Below are 15,471 nucleotides of genomic sequence, written 5' to 3' on the forward strand. Positions count from 1 at the left end.
GGCAATCACCACTAAACATTTATCAAGAAAATTTAAACTTATTGTAATAAATGCTAAAAGCTAATTCCTATTTAAAACGGGCTTGGAGGGATTCGAACCCCCGACCTCATGGTCCGTAGCCACGCACTCTATCCACTAAGCTACAAGCCCTTTTTTTTGGCAGTAAGTTTTTTTGACTGCACTAATAATTAATCATAGCACAAATCAAAAAAATGACAAGGGGTTTTTCTAAATTTCAGCAAAATTTAACTCATTTGGATTCTGAGGGTGGAGTCCAAATGGTAGATGTATCTGCTAAAGTGCCGACTGTGCGTGAAGCTGAGGCAGCGGGACAAGTGCGGATGTTGTTAGAAACTTTTGAGGCTATTGAAGCAGGTAATAGTCCCAAAGGTGATGTTTTGGGTACTGCTAAGTTGGCCGGAATCATGGCAGCCAAGCAAACAGCCCAACTTATTCCTTTGTGTCATCCTTTGCCTTTACAAAAGATAGATGTCCAGTTAATTCCTGATCGGCAGTTGCCTGGATATCAGATTCGGTCACTGGTGAGGACTAAGGGGGAGACTGGGGTGGAAATGGAGGCTTTGACGGCGGTTTCTGTGGCTGCTTTGACTTTGTATGATATGGCTAAGGCTTTGGAAAAGTCTATTTGTATTGAGTTAATTCGTCTTTTGAGTAAGAGGGGTGGGAAGTCTGGGGATTATGTTTCTAAGTAGGGAGTAGGCAATGGGCAATAGTTGCAAAAAGATTCCGGTTGTGCGTAGGGTAGGGGTGGGTTTTGAGCAGAAATTTTCATGAGTAATCTCAGATATACATAAACCCGCCCCGTTAGACTATTGTTTATTTCATAGGGGGCGGGTTTATCTGACAGAAGCGTGAAAACTCGTTAACTAACTTGTGAACCCCCCCCTACAGAGCCTGATTTAATGCACCATTTTAGAGGATTATACCTGGAATGAAGAATCAAAGTCCAAAATAAAATTTGGGTGGGTAAAATAAATATTGCTAAGTTGCCTTTACAATAGTTAAAGAAATTGAACCGTAATTAAATTTTTTTTTAATATTATGCCTCCTCGTTGGCCTCGCAAACCTGACCGTAATGACCCAGAGTTCCGGAAGTTGGATGACCGAATGAATTTTGCGATTCATGTAGCCATTTTGGCTGCAAGTAATTCTGGTTTATGGTTTTTCCGTAATCTAACAGCAGCAAATTGGCCTTGGGCTATCTGGGTGACTGGTGGTTGGTTATCTTTATTATTAATTCATGGGGTATATATTTTTGCTCTTGCAGATTATACCTCCATTTCCCAAGATTCTATATCAGATAATTAGAGTGATTATTTAGCTAAAAAATTTAGGTTTAATTATTCTTGTTATGACTAAAAAATTAGCTCTCTATTCGTAAGCATTTAGCCATCAGCGACTAGCTATTGTTTTTGATTTTAGATGAAATTTTTTTATTAATTGAGTGGAAATTAAAACCTATTACAGAATCAAGGTTTTATGGCTGATAGCTGACAGCTAATAGCTGAATGCTTACTAAATTATTAATTCATGGGGTATATATTTTTGCTCTTGCAGATTATACCTCCATTTCCCAAGATTCTATATCAGATAATTAAAGTGATTATTTGCAAGCATTCAACCATCAGGAATCAGCAATCAACTATTACTTTTAGTGAGTGATAAAAGCTTAATTAATAAAGCTATAAAAATTTTACTATAAAAGTCATGTCTAAAATCTATATTCACTTAAAATCTATCCTTAAACATAGAGTATTATTGCTGATAGCTAATAGCTGAATCCTTAAAAATAGGGAATTATGAAAAAAGTATTTTGGCGCTCTATGAGATGCACCAAAGAAAATTAGTTTTAATTAGGTTTTGCTGATTAAATTTGAATGTATTTACAGATAAAGGTTTTAGTCTTTTTAATCTACCCATTGCTAGCAAGATGCTAAAAACATTTAATTATTAATATCTGTACTTCATATAATTGGAATCTGCCGTATGTTGTAAATAATTGCTGATTGCTATAATAACCGATCTAGGCTTACCCACAAGGAAAGCAATTTCAAAGTTTGAGATGGCTGCGATGTCGCTCCCAATCACATAAATATATTGTTTTGCGTAAGTCCTGTCATAAATAATAACTAATAAATAAAATGAGTAATACAACACAAATAATTGAGAGTTTAGCAGCAGAAATAGGAGATAAAGTATATATTGATGTTACTGGTTGGCATCTATATTTATCTGATGCGAAATTACATTTAACTTTAGCAGAAAAGTTTTATCCGATTTTGGCTGAGGATGTTCCTTCTGAAGTTCAAATTGTAGAAATATTGCATAGTGTTTCTGTTAAGTTAGGTGCTGGTAGAAAGGAAGTTCCTTTGATAGATTTATTGCCGATAAAATGTCAGGATGATTTAATGGAAGTTTTGGCAGAGTTTCGCGAAAAAATGTAATTTTAGGTAAGTATTTTCTGCGGAATGCTGCCCAAACAACAGTTAGCTATTAGCTTCAGATATTTTACTTTTAAAGCAGCAAAAAACTTACGGGAAATTATGAATGACCATCTCTTTTACAGCTCCCATAAATCCTAACTATACTGTAAGGATGTTGTATGCCAAGTCCCTACTAACCTAGCAAAAAGAATTTTTCAGCAAACTCTAATTAGGTTATTTGTTTCAGTAAATTTTTAGAAGCAACCTAATCTTTTTTTGCTATTCTTTAATAAAAAAGTAAACCGATTGTGTAGAGTTTTTTCAAGTATATATAATTAATTCAGCACTCAATAATTCTCAGGATAATCTCAGGATTAATTATTATTATATTAACTTCAAGTAACTAATATTGTAAGCATTCAGTCGTTAGCTATTAGCTAGTCTCTTGCAGAGGAACTTTGTGAACAGCTATTAATTGTGAAAAAGGTAAAATAACCCTTGAAATTGAGAAACAATAAAAAGTTACTGTCGAAGCTCCTGTGCCAAAACTTAGAAGTAATTATTCGGGTGCATCTCAACTCTGAATAAAGCCAAAAACTTACTGCTTTTAGAGAAAAGGAAATAGGGAAAAAGTATTTGGGATCTCTATGAAATGCACCCAATTATTCATTATTCATTTAAACACTATTTAAGAGCAAAAAGTCTTGTTCCTGACAGCTAATAGCTATGGGCGCGAAATTCTTACATAATAACTTAATAACTGAAACAATCGACTATGACTACCTCAAATATTGCTAAAAAATCTCTCAAAAATAATTTTAAGAATCTAGTTTTCCTGAAATTACGCTTGCCAACATTATTCTTAACAGGAGGAATAACACTATTAACAATTATTGTAATTGCTTGGTTAACTGGAGTTGGTCAGATAGATGAATTTTTTACTCAAATTAATTACTTCCAAGAAAATCCACCCATGTGGGTACAAATACCAACAAATAATAGTAAATATTTAGTTTTGCCGACAATTTTACTATTTTTAATTGCTCAAGGAATTATGAAAATTTCCCCTACTCCGAAAAATTGGTCGCGAGTTCTCGTAGTAGGAATTTTATTAGGTTTAACCATTCGTTATTTATCTTGGCGATCGCTCTCAACCTTAAATCTAAATAACCCAATAAACGGTATATTTAGTTTGGGGTTATTAGGTCTAGAAATTGTAACAATAACTAGCGGAGTTCTAGGTTTATTGTTAATGTTTAAAGTCAAAAATCGTCAGAAAGAAGCAGATTATTTTTCTCAAGCAATTTTAGATAAAACTTTTCAGCCATCAGTAGACATATTGATTCCTACTTATGATGAAGCAGAATTTATTTTAGAACGTACCATTATTGGCTGCCAAGCTCTAGAATATGAGAATAAAAAAGTTTATTTGCTAGATGATACTAATCGACCAAACGTGAAAAAATTAGCAGAAAAATTAGGCTGTGAATATATAACTAGATATGATACTTCTCATGCTAAAGCCGGAAATTTAAACCACGCCATTACCAAAACAAATAGTGAAGTTATTGTTATTTTTGATGCTGACTTTATTCCTACAAAAAACTTTTTAACTCGGACTTTAGGATTTTTCCAAAATGAACAACTTGCCCTATTACAAACTCCTCAAACTTTTTATAATATCGACCCCATAGCTAGAAATTTAGGTTTAGAAAATATTATAACTCCAGAAGAAGAAACATTTTACCGACAAATTCAACCTATGAAAGATAGTGCAAATGGAGTTTTGTGTGCAGGAACTTCTTTTTTAGTCAGACGAAAAGCTTTAGAGTCAGTAGGAGGGTTTATAACAGAATCAATCTGTGAAGATTGTTTTACAGGAGTTCTTTTATTAGCTAAAGGTTATCAGTCAGTTTATTTAGAAGAAAAATTAAGTGCTGGTTTAGCTGCAGAAAATATTTCTTCTTATGCTACTCAAAGATTAAGATGGGCAAGAGGAACCTTACAAGGATTTTTTATTAATTCTAATCCTTTAACAATTCCTGGATTAAATATTGGTCAAAGATTGTCTTTTTTAGAAACATTTTTTAGTTGGTTTACTAGCATTAGTTATGTCGGTTTTTTATTCATGCCATTAGCTTATGTTTTTCTTGATGTAATTCCAATTAAAGCTTCTGCTGGTGAATACTTATATTTCTTTTTACCCTATTATTTCGCAAGTTTTACTGTATTTTCTTGGCTAAATCATCATTCACAATCATTAATTTTATCAGGTTTGAATCATATTATTTTAGCTTTTCCTAAAGCAATAACAATAATTAAAACTTTCCTAAATCCATTCTCAAAAAAATTTAAAGTTACACCAAAAGGAATTAAAAGCGATCGCTACTATTTTAATATAAATTTAGCCTTGCCTTTAGTCATATTTTTAGTTCTGAATAGTGTAAGTTTATTTTTTAATTTGTACAACAACTATATAAATCCAAGCTGGGAAGTAAGTGAACAGATAGAAAATTTTAATTTAGGATTATTTTGGAGTGTGTACAATATTTTGATGATTTCGGGAGCATTATTAGCAATTATAGATGTACCAAAACAAGACATATATGAATGGTTTAACTTGCGAAGAGTAGTTAAATTAAAAATTGGGAACCAGATATTTTGGGGTACTACTAAACAAATGTCAGAGGTAGGTGCTGAGATAGAGATTAATCAAAAACTTCCTGATAGTTTACTGGCAGAAAATTTGTCTTTAAGATTGAAAATTATTCCAGAAAAAATTGATTTACAAGCTGATATAACCAATATAGAAATAAGTGAAAATTTTCCTTGTCTCAAAGTAATATTTAAGGAAGTAAACATATCTACAAAACGGCAATTAATAGAATTATTATTCTGTCGTCCTGGGCAATGGCAGCCATTAAAAGCACCAGGCGAATTAAAATCTTTATTATTATTATTTCGAGTATTGTTGAAGCCAAGATTTATCTTTGAAAGAAAACCAAAAAACAAACCAATGGAAGTTAGTCAACTTTAGCTTCAATAATTAATAATGAATAATTAATAATTAGGGTTGGCGTATCGAAATCTAAAAGTCTTGACAGATAGAGATTTTAGGCTTTTTAAGTCATGAAAAGTACCTGGTTTTGAGCTTCTGAATGCACAGTTCCCAAAAAATCAAAAAGTTAGTACTTTAGGCACATTAGTTGGGCAAAAAAAATACTTTCCTGCTCCCCTGCTCCTAAAAAAAGACTTTTTCAGAAGATGGAGTGATGGGGAGTAATTTTGTTCCCCAACTCTTCCCTAAAATACGCTCCTTTTTAAACACCTAAAAAGTTGAACTTTTTCATAACCTTAAAAAAGCTCAAACTCTTAAAGAAGATTCCATTTTGGTTAAAATACACTGACCCAAGCAAGATGCACAGTTCCCGAAAAATCCCACTGACAGAATTTAATTATTAAACCTGTACTTCATCTACTTGGAATTTTCCATAGATGTCATATTTTTCATACTTTTTTAGCAAACCCTAATTATTCATTATTCATTATCAATCTAGTTCTCAAAATATCAGCAATAGTAGAACAATAACTCGGCATTTCAAAAGTTGTAGGATTAATAGGATTTTGATATGTAAAATGGCGATACTTTAAACAGAATCTATCCCAAACTCCTATTTCGATTTTAAATACTAAAATTATGATCTCTATTAACCAAGGAGCCAAACTAAAACGGAAAAATATTCCTTTGTTCAAATATTCACAAATCTCCTCAACAACCTGATTGACTGTAACTTTATCATTCCCTAAAACTAACTTTTGTAATTCTTTTGACTGAGGTGGATTTTCTACTAAATAACTAACCACTTCAGCAATATCAGCAGCATGAATAAAATGGAAACTACCATCAACCTTTAACCATTTAATCAAACCAATATATTTAACTATTTCTGGTAAACCAGCAGAAATATGAGAATATGGTTTTTCTTCATCTCCTCCAAAAACTAAAGTAGGAAAAAGACAAGTTAAAGGCGGTATATTTCTTAATCGAGATAACTGATACATACAATCATGCTTAGAGCGAATATAGTCAGTACCAATCTCTCCAGCTTTTCTGAGTAATCTATTATTTTGATCAAGGATACTAGCAGTAGAAAAATAGATGATATTTTCACATATTTCTGGATTTAGTAATTTGATTAACTTGAGAGTTGCCACCACATTAATATCAAAAACTTCCTGCACATTTCCCCAAGCAGTAGCAACTAAAATTGCCACATTAATTTCTTTTAGTAAGGATGAAAATTTATCAATTTTTCTCAGATTTGCGTTTAAAATATTAATACCAGGACGAGCTTTATAGTCAACTCTTAATTTATCTGGGTTCCTAACTAATAAGTAAAGTTCGTGGTCAGTATTTTGAATTAAAGATTCAACAATATAATGACCAATACATCCACTAGCACCCGTTATGAAAATCTTTTTATGATTCATATAAATCAGTTATTAGTTATTAGTTATTAGTTATTAGCAAAATTTGTAGTGGACTGACACAACTAAAACTGTGCAGAACACTTTTTTCGTATAGTTCTTTTGATAGGAAGATTTAAGTGTTTTTTCTAATTTAACATTTAAGGTGTGTCAGTCTAGTCAGAAAAATTCACCACTCACCTCCTTGGATGGGGTGCTTCAGAAAATGAATTTAATTTCTATTTCACAAAACAAAATAAGCTTAAATTCTTTCACCATAAACTTAGGGGTAGATTAGAAACCCACCCCTACGAAAAAATCATATCAACCTCGAAACTTACCTTAACTGAAGTTAAGCAGTTAACGGTAATAAATTTCTTACCTCTTTAGCAGTCTTAAAGAAGAACTCTACATTTTCTTCAGGAGTCTTCTGCAAAACACCATGTCCTAAATTTAATATATGACCCCGGTTACCAGCTTTACGAATAGTTTCCAGAATACGAGACCTAATAAACTCCTTAGAACCAAACAATACACCAGGATCGATATTTCCCTGTATACCAATATTTCTACCAAGCCGTTGTCTAGCTTCCCCAATATCCACAGTCCAATCTACACTCACAATATCAACACCAGTCTGAGGCATTCTCTCCAACAATCCAGCACTACCATTAATATATAGAATAAAAGGAGTATTAGGATGAGTCTTCTTAACCTGCTGCACTACCAATTTTTGATAAGGCAAAGCAAAAGTTTCATAATCTTGGGGACTAAGTTGGCCTGCCCAAGAATCAAACATTTGGATAACTTGCGCCCCACTATTAATTTGATAACGAGCATAAACAGCGATCGCCTCTGCCAGTTTAGCCAAAAATTGGTGTAACATTTCTGGCTCACAGAAAGCCATCTTCTTAATATTTGTATAATCTTTGCAACTCTTACCTTCAATAGCATAAGCAGCTAAAGTCCAAGGTGCCCCAACAAAACCTAAAACTGCTGCCTCATTCTTAACTTCTCTTCTGAGAACCTGTAAAATTTCTCTAATAAAAGGTAGAGACTCTTCCGGTTCGATAGGATGAAGTTGGTCAATTTGAGATTGAGTGCGAATAGGGGGGTTGATAATCGGTCCTTTACTTTCCACAATATCAAAATCAATCCCGATTGCCGGAAGAGGAGTTAAGATATCTGAGAATAAGATTACTCCATCAGGCTTAAAAGCGTGGAAAGGTTGCAGAGATATTTCCACAGCAATATCTACATTTTCAGAACGCTCGCGAAATGATGGATATTTATCTCGTAAATCTCGATAAGCTTTCATGTAGCGTCCCGCTTGTCTCATCATCCATACAGGAGGACGCTCTAATAATTCACCGCGAGTTGCTCGTAATAAATAGGGTGTTTGGCTTAATTCTGCCATATTTACTGTACCTTTTACTTCTAAAGTCTTTTCTTTTAATTAAGGCTCAACTGAATATTGTCCTGATTCGATAAGTTTACAGGGATGTGACATTTGTGGGAATAGTTAAGTTTGAATTGTAACGAAAGTTTACTTAAAAGAAGGAAGTGTAGTAGGAGAATAGTGATTCATTATATTAGGTGTTGATATAAGGAAACCCAAGCAAAAAAAGAGTCTATCTCAATTTTTTTCTCCTTTGTTTTGCCATCTTTATTAGGTAGCGCTCTCACTTAACCTAACCTACTTATCCATTATTAACTTGTAGGTTAGGTTGACAAAAGAAATCCAACCAAAATAATAGACTCTCTCAATTTTTCTCCCTTCCTTTTCTTATATTTCTTAGGTAGCGCCCTCCCTTAACCAAACCTAATTTATTCTCGACAAATTATCAATTACTCTATTTCTTTATTTCCTAATTCAAAGCCATTGTCTTTAATATAAACATAAGGAATAGTTGTTGCCTGAAAATCAACTATATTAGCTGAGTTTTGTACCCACTGACAATAAAGTGGATTTAATTTTTGATAAATTTGTTTGAGAGTTTGTATTTCCGCTTCAAGTTGATTAGCCGTTTCGTTAACCTTTTCTACTTGTTCCTGTAATTTTTTTCCCCCCTCATAAACTTGCTGTTGTAACTCCAACCATTCCAGTCGAGATTTTTTCGGTTCTAGAGTACTTTTTTTCTGATTAAGTTCTATTTCTAATGCTTTAAGAGATTGATTAATTTCTTGCATTTCTGCTTCGCACTTTGCAGCTTCTTCAGTATTTTTTTGACGAAACTCTGCTAATGCTTCAGGAGTATTATTTTTAGGAAAGCTAACATTTATTTGAAAAGAGGAACGTTTTTGACGAAGTGTATATATTTGGGTTTGTAAAGTTTCTATTTCTGTATTTAAAGTTTCTACTTTTAACTTTAGTTCAGCTATATTTTCTATCATAATTTCAGAAGAAGTAAGAAGTAATAAAGAAGAAGCCAGAAGGAAGAAGCAAGAAGTAATAAGAAAAGTGGATGAGTATATAGATCAATACTTTATAATTTTTGGTCTTATCTATTTGCGCAACAGGAAAACCTATTGAAGTATAAGAATCTTACTTTCGTAGTAACTTTTAATTATTTCTAAATTTATCAATTACTTTTATCTCTTCCTTTTATTAATAGTTGATAACTGTTTGGCCAGCATTCCATAGGAAATACTTACAAAAAAACTGTAGAAATTTATTCATATTAGTCCTATTTTCGCTTAATGAAAGGAAACCAAATCCCTGCTATAAAATATTACAAACTACTTAGGGCTTGCTGATTAAATCTCAAAGTTTTTCCAGATCAAAGTTTCAGCCTTTGCAGATACTAATAAAGTAGGAGCTTTTAGGTAATTCTAGTACAGTTCCCGAAAAATCAAAACCTATAATTTTCAGCAAGATAGAAGTAAAAAATCAAGAGAAGATTTTTCTGACTAACTCTTCTATAATTTCTATTTCTCCTAAATTCTGGATTCTCGATTTTGGCTTCTCCGTGCTACTAAAAGACTTTTACGGTTCCCGATAAATCAGCAAGTCCTATTTAAAATTACTATAGTCGATTAGGAACTACTATATATCCAGTTGTGTAATTTCCCAATACCAAATTTTTAGTTTCACCCCAATACCACCAGTATGCACCAATATAAGCACAAATTAAACTATCTAATTTATCTTCTGTATTTTTGAGGGAAGCTATACTATTAATTTTTTCCATATCTAAAAAATTATCGGAAATTACCAAAGCAGGTTCTAGAGTTGGCAGAATATTTATAATGTATTGGTAGAGTTTCAAAAGCTCTAATTTACGGTCAGCTAATCTGCCTTTTTTATATTTCAAAATTTTGTCTAATTGAAACAAATTAACTATAGCTGGATGGGGAAAAACTTCAATTTGAAAACGTCCTAATTTTTGAGGTTCAATAGTTGGTGCATGAATAAAATTTTTAGCTTCTAAACTAATACCAAAATTAACAGTTCTCTCAGCAAAAGGGCGGTTTAAATTTGCTGGATAACATCCTGCATGATAACGACCAAAATATTTATGAGTAAGTTTATCTGGCAGTCTAGTTCCTATTTGATTTGGAATTATTGTAGGAGCATCTACAGCCATTAAAGCAGGAGTTGATAGAGGAGTTAAATTATCAATCCAATTGAGAATATCTTCAATTTCTAGTATGCAATCTAACTCTAATATTTTTAACTTATTATCTAAGTATTGTAGACAGCATAAACCACTTTTTCCAGATTTCCAACCCAGGTCTATTCCGATAAATTTCATACTTTTTATAAAGATAAGCATTCAGTCGTCAGCCGTCAGCCGTCAGCTATTAGCTATTAGCTATTACTTTTAGTTTTTGATACAACGCTTCATTATTCAGAAATTTTATCTTACTACAAAAGCCAGTCTTCAAGTGTATATTTGTTTAAGTCTCCTCATTAAAGTTGAGTTTTTTATTGCTAATAGTTGAATGCTTACGAAAAAAGAAGGAATAAGACAAAAATATTTAGTTAGTTATTTAGGATAGTTTTTGATATGGTTTAAATAGGATTTCTGTTTTAAGATTGCTATTGTTAGCAAAATTCTTCCAAGACAAATACTGGGTGCATCTCATATTTGCAAAAAATACTTTTTCCCCATTCCCCATTCCCCATCCCCTGTTCCCTATTCCCTATTCCCTATTCCCTAAATAGGAAGGCAATAAGATATTTTTTTGAGGTACAGAAAGATTTTTTACAGAGGATTTTTTCTCAGTTTTCTTTTTGACCTTTTTAACAAAAGATTTTAGAGATCGGGGCGACCAAAAATTGTCATTTAATTCCACAATAAATTTCTCAATATTAGAGTTGTCTATAAAAAATGAGTCATTTTGATACCTCGAAGGCGAGCAAAACTTAGAATTTTTTTCAGAACAATTTAATCCCTTACAAATAAAATAAGCTACAACTGTACAACAATTATTTTTAATAAAATGATATTTAGTTATTTTGTCTGATAAATCATTGTTTAAATACTTTTGATAAAACTTTCTGATTCGAGATTCATTTAAACCATAAAGAACAACTTTTTTATGAGGTTTACTATCTCGGCGATCGCAATCTTTTTGAAAAGAAATTGGTTTAGCTCTAGGAAGAAAAGTATCGGTTATGATAGACTGCAAAGAAGCAGATTTATTAGAGTTTTGCCAGAAAGCTTTAGAGTTTTGAACTTTAGGGTGATGACTTATATAAATTTCATCTTTCGGGTTTTTGTCATTAATAACAAACATAGAAACATGACCTACATCTAACCCATATATAGCATTATAGGTATTATCTCTAAGTGTACCTTTCCAGAAATTAATTATTACTGTCATATCAGTTATTAGTCAGGAGTCATAATTTTAAAAATTGATAATTATTATCAAAATTTTCACAAGCAATTTAATTGCTATATTACTTGTGGGTGTAATTCATTGAGTATTAATATAAGTCAAATTTAACAGCTTTGCAATTAGATATTTCTTTCAGATACAGGAAGATTTTTTAGAGATGAATTTTTCTCAGTTTTCTTTTTGACTTTTTTCACAAAAGATTTTAGAGACTGAGGCGACCAAAATTTGTCATTTAATGCTAAAAGCAATTTTTCAATACTAGATTCATCTTCGGAAGATGAATCTTTTTGATACCTGGAAGGTGAACAAAACGTATAATTTTTTCAGAACAATTTAATCCTTGGCAAATCAAATAAACTATAACTGTACAACAATTATTTTTAATAAAATGATATTTAGTTATTTTGTCTGATAAATCATTGTTTAAATACTTTTGATAAAACTTACGGATGCGAGATTCATTTAAACCATAAAGAACAACTTTTTTATGAGCTTTACTATCTCGGCGATCGCAATGTTTTTGAAAAGAAATTGGTTGAGGTCTAGGAAGAAAAGTATCGTTTATAATAGATTGCCAAGAATTAATATAATTTTTAACTTGAGGATAATGACTGATATAAATTTTATCTTTAGGATTTTGGTCATTAATAACAAACATAGAAACATGACCTAAATATAATCTAGATAAAGCATCAAATACAGTATCTCCAAGTTTGCCTTCCCAGAAATTAATTATTACTGTCATATCAGTTATTAGTCAGGAGTCATAATTTTAAAAGTTGATAATTATTATCAAAATTTTCACAAGCAGTTTAATTGTTATATTACTTGTGGGTGTAATTCATTGAGTATTAATATAAGTCAAATTTAACAGCTTTGCAAGTGGTAAGTTGCTTATAGCTGAAGATGCAAATATTTATCTCTATATTTTTGCGCATTCAAGACTAGAATTAATTTCCGAAATTAACGAAAAAATTATTATGATGTGGCATGAATATGCTCAAGCTGAATTAGAGAAATTATCGCCAGATGCTCAAATATTAAAGACTATTTTATTAGAAACTTTAAAAGAAATTCATTGATGTCTAGTAAAAATAAAAGCAGGGTTTATCAGTTATTAGTTATCAGTACCTCAGTTAATTTTTTTTCATTCCCTTAAAATAGAAAACTTGAAACCTAATTTTTAGTTAGTAAATTATACTTCTATTAGCTGTAATTAATTTAAAATTAGGTATTAATTAAATATATCAATATGAAATGGTTCGTGAAAAAAAGAGAATATTACAACCTATTTAGGGTTGCCATACCATTCAAATTTTACTGCTTTTCAAGATGATTTTTTTGAATACTGATAATGGAGTCAATAAATTTTTCAAAGTCATTGCTATAAGAAATGTATTGAGAAATAATTATTCAACCTTCATAACATAAAAGTATACTTATACCATTTCAATAAAATGGTTAATTACAGTTTCTCTTAGTATATTTTCCTGGTTTATAAATTGATAAAAATTTGTACTTAATTAACTAAAAAACTTCTGCAACTATTTTCAACGATTGAGGCATTTTCTTTGGTTTTGAGCTGGAGATAAACCTTCTATTCTTGTAGTTTCCATAGGTTGATTTAGTTGAATATTATAAAGTCTAAGCATAGCAAAACCAACACTCCCAACTGCCAAAAATCCAACAGTGCTAATTAATGCTATTTGCGTCAATTTTTGTTTTCGAGAAGGGGCTAATACTTCTAAGGGAATTAAAGCATCAAGAGCTAATTCTGCTGATGAATACCTATCTTTATAATTAGGTTGTACCATTTTTTCTAGCCAGATAATAAAGTCTTGACTTAGGTGTTTTACTTGCTGCTGAAAATTAATTTTTCCTGTCTCATCCATGAGACTGCCTACTTCTGTTGCCGGGGTGTTTGTTAATAGACAAATTAATGTTGCACCGAGACTATATAAGTCTGATGCTATTGTTAATTCCCGATTAAACATTTGTTCTGGAGGCATAAATCCTAACGTACCTTTGACTATGCTACTAACAGCAACTTCTCCTCCTCCTATTCTGGCAAAACCAAAATCTACTAGGCTAATATTCATCTGTTCATCTATTAGAATGTTTTCTGGTTTTAAGTCTCTATGAATTACTGCTGGAATTCTGTTTTGGAGGTATTTAATAATTTCTAGAACTGAAATTGCTATTTGTTTAATTTGTTGGGGTTCCCATTTTTTAGAGGTTGTAAAATTTGCTAAAGAAGTAGCGTTTTTATATTCTTGTACCATGCAAAAACCTGATGGTGTTTGGAAGGAATCTAAGTAGTGAGGAATATTAGAATTATCTAGAGTTTTTAATACTTGAACTTCTCTTTCATAAGCTTGATATTCTGACCAATGCGCTCCAGTTGTAGCAAATTGAAATTGTTTAACTACTACTGTTTTTTGAGTGTTAATTTCTGTGGCAAGATAGGTAACTCTTCCACCAGCTCGGTTGTGTCCGAGTTCTTTGATTATTTGATAGCCGTAATTGGAAAAGTTGGGGTAGTTATTCATGGGTTTTTAGTAAGTTTTTAGAGGGCTGATAATAGGAAGCAATTAAATTTTTAGATCGGATTCTATAAGGCTAGATTTTGATTATGGTTTAATTAAGTTTGGCTCTACTTTTCTGTATTTAGCAAATATTTTAGCAGGTTTGAATAATATATAAATTAGGGGTATTAGGGTAATAGAAAGACAGGCGATCGCTACTCCTGATGAGACTAATATTTCTCCTAAAGTAAAGCAGTATGGTTGAGGAATAACTTCAAAACAAATTTTAAAAATTATAATTAAACTAAAGTCTAGTCCTATTGTTAAAAGAGATATAAGTCTTTTTTCTATTTTGGAGAACAATTGATCTATCTCGTTTTTAGGTATTATTAATTTAATTGTTTCTGTCAATATAGACAAATATAGCCCAGCTAAAAAATAGGAAATTGGTATTACTATAGCTATCAATAATAGATCCAAGAAATTTTTTTCCACCAATGTCCTTGCCAATGGAGTTTCTGGAAAAACGAGAAAAATGAAAATTCCAATAATTATCATAGGAAAAAAACTAACCATTCTTATGTAGTCAATAATTATGTCTACCCAATTAACGAAAGAATATACTCCTATAAATATTGCTACCCACAAAATAGATACAGGATGGAGTTTCAAGAATGGATTAAAAATGTAAAATATAGACATTGCCACAACAAAGCGACAAAAAAAGAACATAAAAATAGATTTAGCTTCTAATTTAGGCAAACTACCAATTTTTACCTGAACATTTATCTTGTGAGTTTCTAATTCTGAATTACTGTGTAAAATTATCTCCCTTTTATAAATTCTATTTTTTACTAACTTACTGGTATCTACTGTAATTTTACACTCTACATTATTGCCTTCAAATTTCTGAGGTAAAAATGAAATCCAACTATGGTCATAAGGAGTATGAGGAGGGTAACTAATATGGGGATTAACTTCCCATTTACCAAATAAAATTGTTTCTGGAATTGGATTAGTAACTATTATTACTTTTGTTAATTTTTCTCCCCATTCATTACTAGGAAATTCCAGATTTTTTCGACTAATTCTAACTTTTGGTAAACGGTTCACAGCTAAAGGTTGAAGAACAGCTAAAGCTTCCTTAGCATTTTCATATCTATCTGTATATTTTGGTTCCGTTATCT

The 15,471-nt window shown here is 31.5% G+C and carries 11 protein-coding genes, 1 tRNA gene and 1 pseudogene; 4 read left to right on the top strand and 9 right to left on the bottom strand.

Annotation, left to right across the window (positions count from 1 at the left end; translation table 11 throughout):
- Window positions 1-77: 77 nt before the first annotated feature.
- Window positions 78-150, bottom strand: a tRNA-Arg gene (locus VKJ25_RS06905).
- Window positions 151-212: 62 nt separating this feature from the next.
- On the opposite strand from VKJ25_RS06905, the gene moaC reads away from it, so the two are divergent.
- From moaC to VKJ25_RS06925, 4 genes are all read left to right on the top strand, one after another.
- On the top strand, window positions 213-713 hold the full coding sequence (gene moaC / locus VKJ25_RS06910) for a cyclic pyranopterin monophosphate synthase MoaC (RefSeq protein ID WP_324235890.1): 501 nt from the start codon (window positions 213-215) through the stop codon (window positions 711-713).
- Window positions 714-1,062: 349 nt separating this feature from the next.
- On the top strand, window positions 1,063-1,329 hold the full coding sequence (locus VKJ25_RS06915; RefSeq protein WP_324235891.1) for a 2TM domain-containing protein: 267 nt from the start codon (window positions 1,063-1,065) through the stop codon (window positions 1,327-1,329).
- 833 nt (window positions 1,330-2,162) lie between these two features.
- Window positions 2,163-2,465 carry a DUF3181 family protein gene (locus VKJ25_RS06920; RefSeq protein ID WP_324235892.1) on the top strand — a complete coding sequence of 101 codons (303 nt, stop codon included), beginning with the start codon at window positions 2,163-2,165 and terminating at the stop codon, window positions 2,463-2,465.
- Window positions 2,466-3,219: 754 nt separating this feature from the next.
- Complete coding sequence (locus VKJ25_RS06925) at window positions 3,220-5,481, top strand: glycosyltransferase family 2 protein (protein WP_324235893.1); 2,262 nt, start codon at window positions 3,220-3,222, stop codon at window positions 5,479-5,481.
- A gap of 494 nt (window positions 5,482-5,975) precedes the next feature.
- On the opposite strand, the gene VKJ25_RS06930 is transcribed toward VKJ25_RS06925, so the two are convergent.
- From VKJ25_RS06930 to VKJ25_RS06965, 8 genes and pseudogenes are all read right to left on the bottom strand, one after another.
- The gene (locus tag VKJ25_RS06930; RefSeq protein ID WP_324235894.1) at window positions 5,976-6,935 is read right to left on the bottom strand and encodes an NAD-dependent epimerase/dehydratase family protein; all 960 of its coding nucleotides are present in this window, start codon (window positions 6,933-6,935) and stop codon (window positions 5,976-5,978) included.
- Between the two features lie 328 nt (window positions 6,936-7,263).
- Window positions 7,264-8,328 carry a uroporphyrinogen decarboxylase gene (gene hemE / locus VKJ25_RS06935; RefSeq protein ID WP_324235895.1) on the bottom strand — a complete coding sequence of 355 codons (1,065 nt, stop codon included), beginning with the start codon at window positions 8,326-8,328 and terminating at the stop codon, window positions 7,264-7,266.
- 431 nt (window positions 8,329-8,759) lie between these two features.
- Window positions 8,760-9,305 (bottom strand): hypothetical protein, encoded by a 546-nt coding sequence (locus VKJ25_RS06940; RefSeq protein ID WP_324235896.1) that lies wholly within the window; start codon window positions 9,303-9,305, stop codon window positions 8,760-8,762.
- 632 nt (window positions 9,306-9,937) lie between these two features.
- Window positions 9,938-10,666 carry a DUF429 domain-containing protein gene (locus VKJ25_RS06945; protein ID WP_324235897.1) on the bottom strand — a complete coding sequence of 243 codons (729 nt, stop codon included), beginning with the start codon at window positions 10,664-10,666 and terminating at the stop codon, window positions 9,938-9,940.
- Window positions 10,667-11,057: 391 nt separating this feature from the next.
- Window positions 11,058-11,741 carry a hypothetical protein gene (locus VKJ25_RS06950; RefSeq protein WP_324235898.1) on the bottom strand — a complete coding sequence of 228 codons (684 nt, stop codon included), beginning with the start codon at window positions 11,739-11,741 and terminating at the stop codon, window positions 11,058-11,060.
- Window positions 11,742-11,997: 256 nt separating this feature from the next.
- Window positions 11,998-12,504, bottom strand: coding sequence for a hypothetical protein (locus VKJ25_RS06955; RefSeq protein ID WP_324235899.1), 507 nt, complete (start codon window positions 12,502-12,504; stop codon window positions 11,998-12,000).
- A gap of 805 nt (window positions 12,505-13,309) precedes the next feature.
- Complete coding sequence (locus VKJ25_RS06960; RefSeq protein ID WP_324235900.1) at window positions 13,310-14,308, bottom strand: serine/threonine protein kinase; 999 nt, start codon at window positions 14,306-14,308, stop codon at window positions 13,310-13,312.
- 81 nt (window positions 14,309-14,389) lie between these two features.
- A pseudogene (locus VKJ25_RS06965) lies at window positions 14,390-15,471 on the bottom strand (hypothetical protein); the annotation flags it as partial.

The organism is Okeania sp., assembly GCF_035285525.1.
Taxonomy (GTDB): domain Bacteria; phylum Cyanobacteriota; class Cyanobacteriia; order Cyanobacteriales; family Microcoleaceae; genus Trichodesmium.

What these genes read in the sequence shown, in the direction of transcription:
- moaC (WP_324235890.1), top strand. Translation starts at nt 213, where the DNA reads ATGACAAGGGGTTTTTCTAAATTTCAGCAAAATTTAACTCATTTGGAT.
- VKJ25_RS06915 (WP_324235891.1), top strand. Translation starts at nt 1,063, where the DNA reads ATGCCTCCTCGTTGGCCTCGCAAACCTGACCGTAATGACCCAGAGTTC.
- VKJ25_RS06920 (WP_324235892.1), top strand. Translation starts at nt 2,163, where the DNA reads ATGAGTAATACAACACAAATAATTGAGAGTTTAGCAGCAGAAATAGGA.
- VKJ25_RS06925 (WP_324235893.1), top strand. Translation starts at nt 3,220, where the DNA reads ATGACTACCTCAAATATTGCTAAAAAATCTCTCAAAAATAATTTTAAG.
- VKJ25_RS06930 (WP_324235894.1), bottom strand. Translation starts at nt 6,935, where the DNA reads ATGAATCATAAAAAGATTTTCATAACGGGTGCTAGTGGATGTATTGGT.
- hemE (WP_324235895.1), bottom strand. Translation starts at nt 8,328, where the DNA reads ATGGCAGAATTAAGCCAAACACCCTATTTATTACGAGCAACTCGCGGT.
- VKJ25_RS06940 (WP_324235896.1), bottom strand. Translation starts at nt 9,305, where the DNA reads ATGATAGAAAATATAGCTGAACTAAAGTTAAAAGTAGAAACTTTAAAT.
- VKJ25_RS06945 (WP_324235897.1), bottom strand. Translation starts at nt 10,666, where the DNA reads ATGAAATTTATCGGAATAGACCTGGGTTGGAAATCTGGAAAAAGTGGT.
- VKJ25_RS06950 (WP_324235898.1), bottom strand. Translation starts at nt 11,741, where the DNA reads ATGACAGTAATAATTAATTTCTGGAAAGGTACACTTAGAGATAATACC.
- VKJ25_RS06955 (WP_324235899.1), bottom strand. Translation starts at nt 12,504, where the DNA reads ATGACAGTAATAATTAATTTCTGGGAAGGCAAACTTGGAGATACTGTA.
- VKJ25_RS06960 (WP_324235900.1), bottom strand. Translation starts at nt 14,308, where the DNA reads ATGAATAACTACCCCAACTTTTCCAATTACGGCTATCAAATAATCAAA.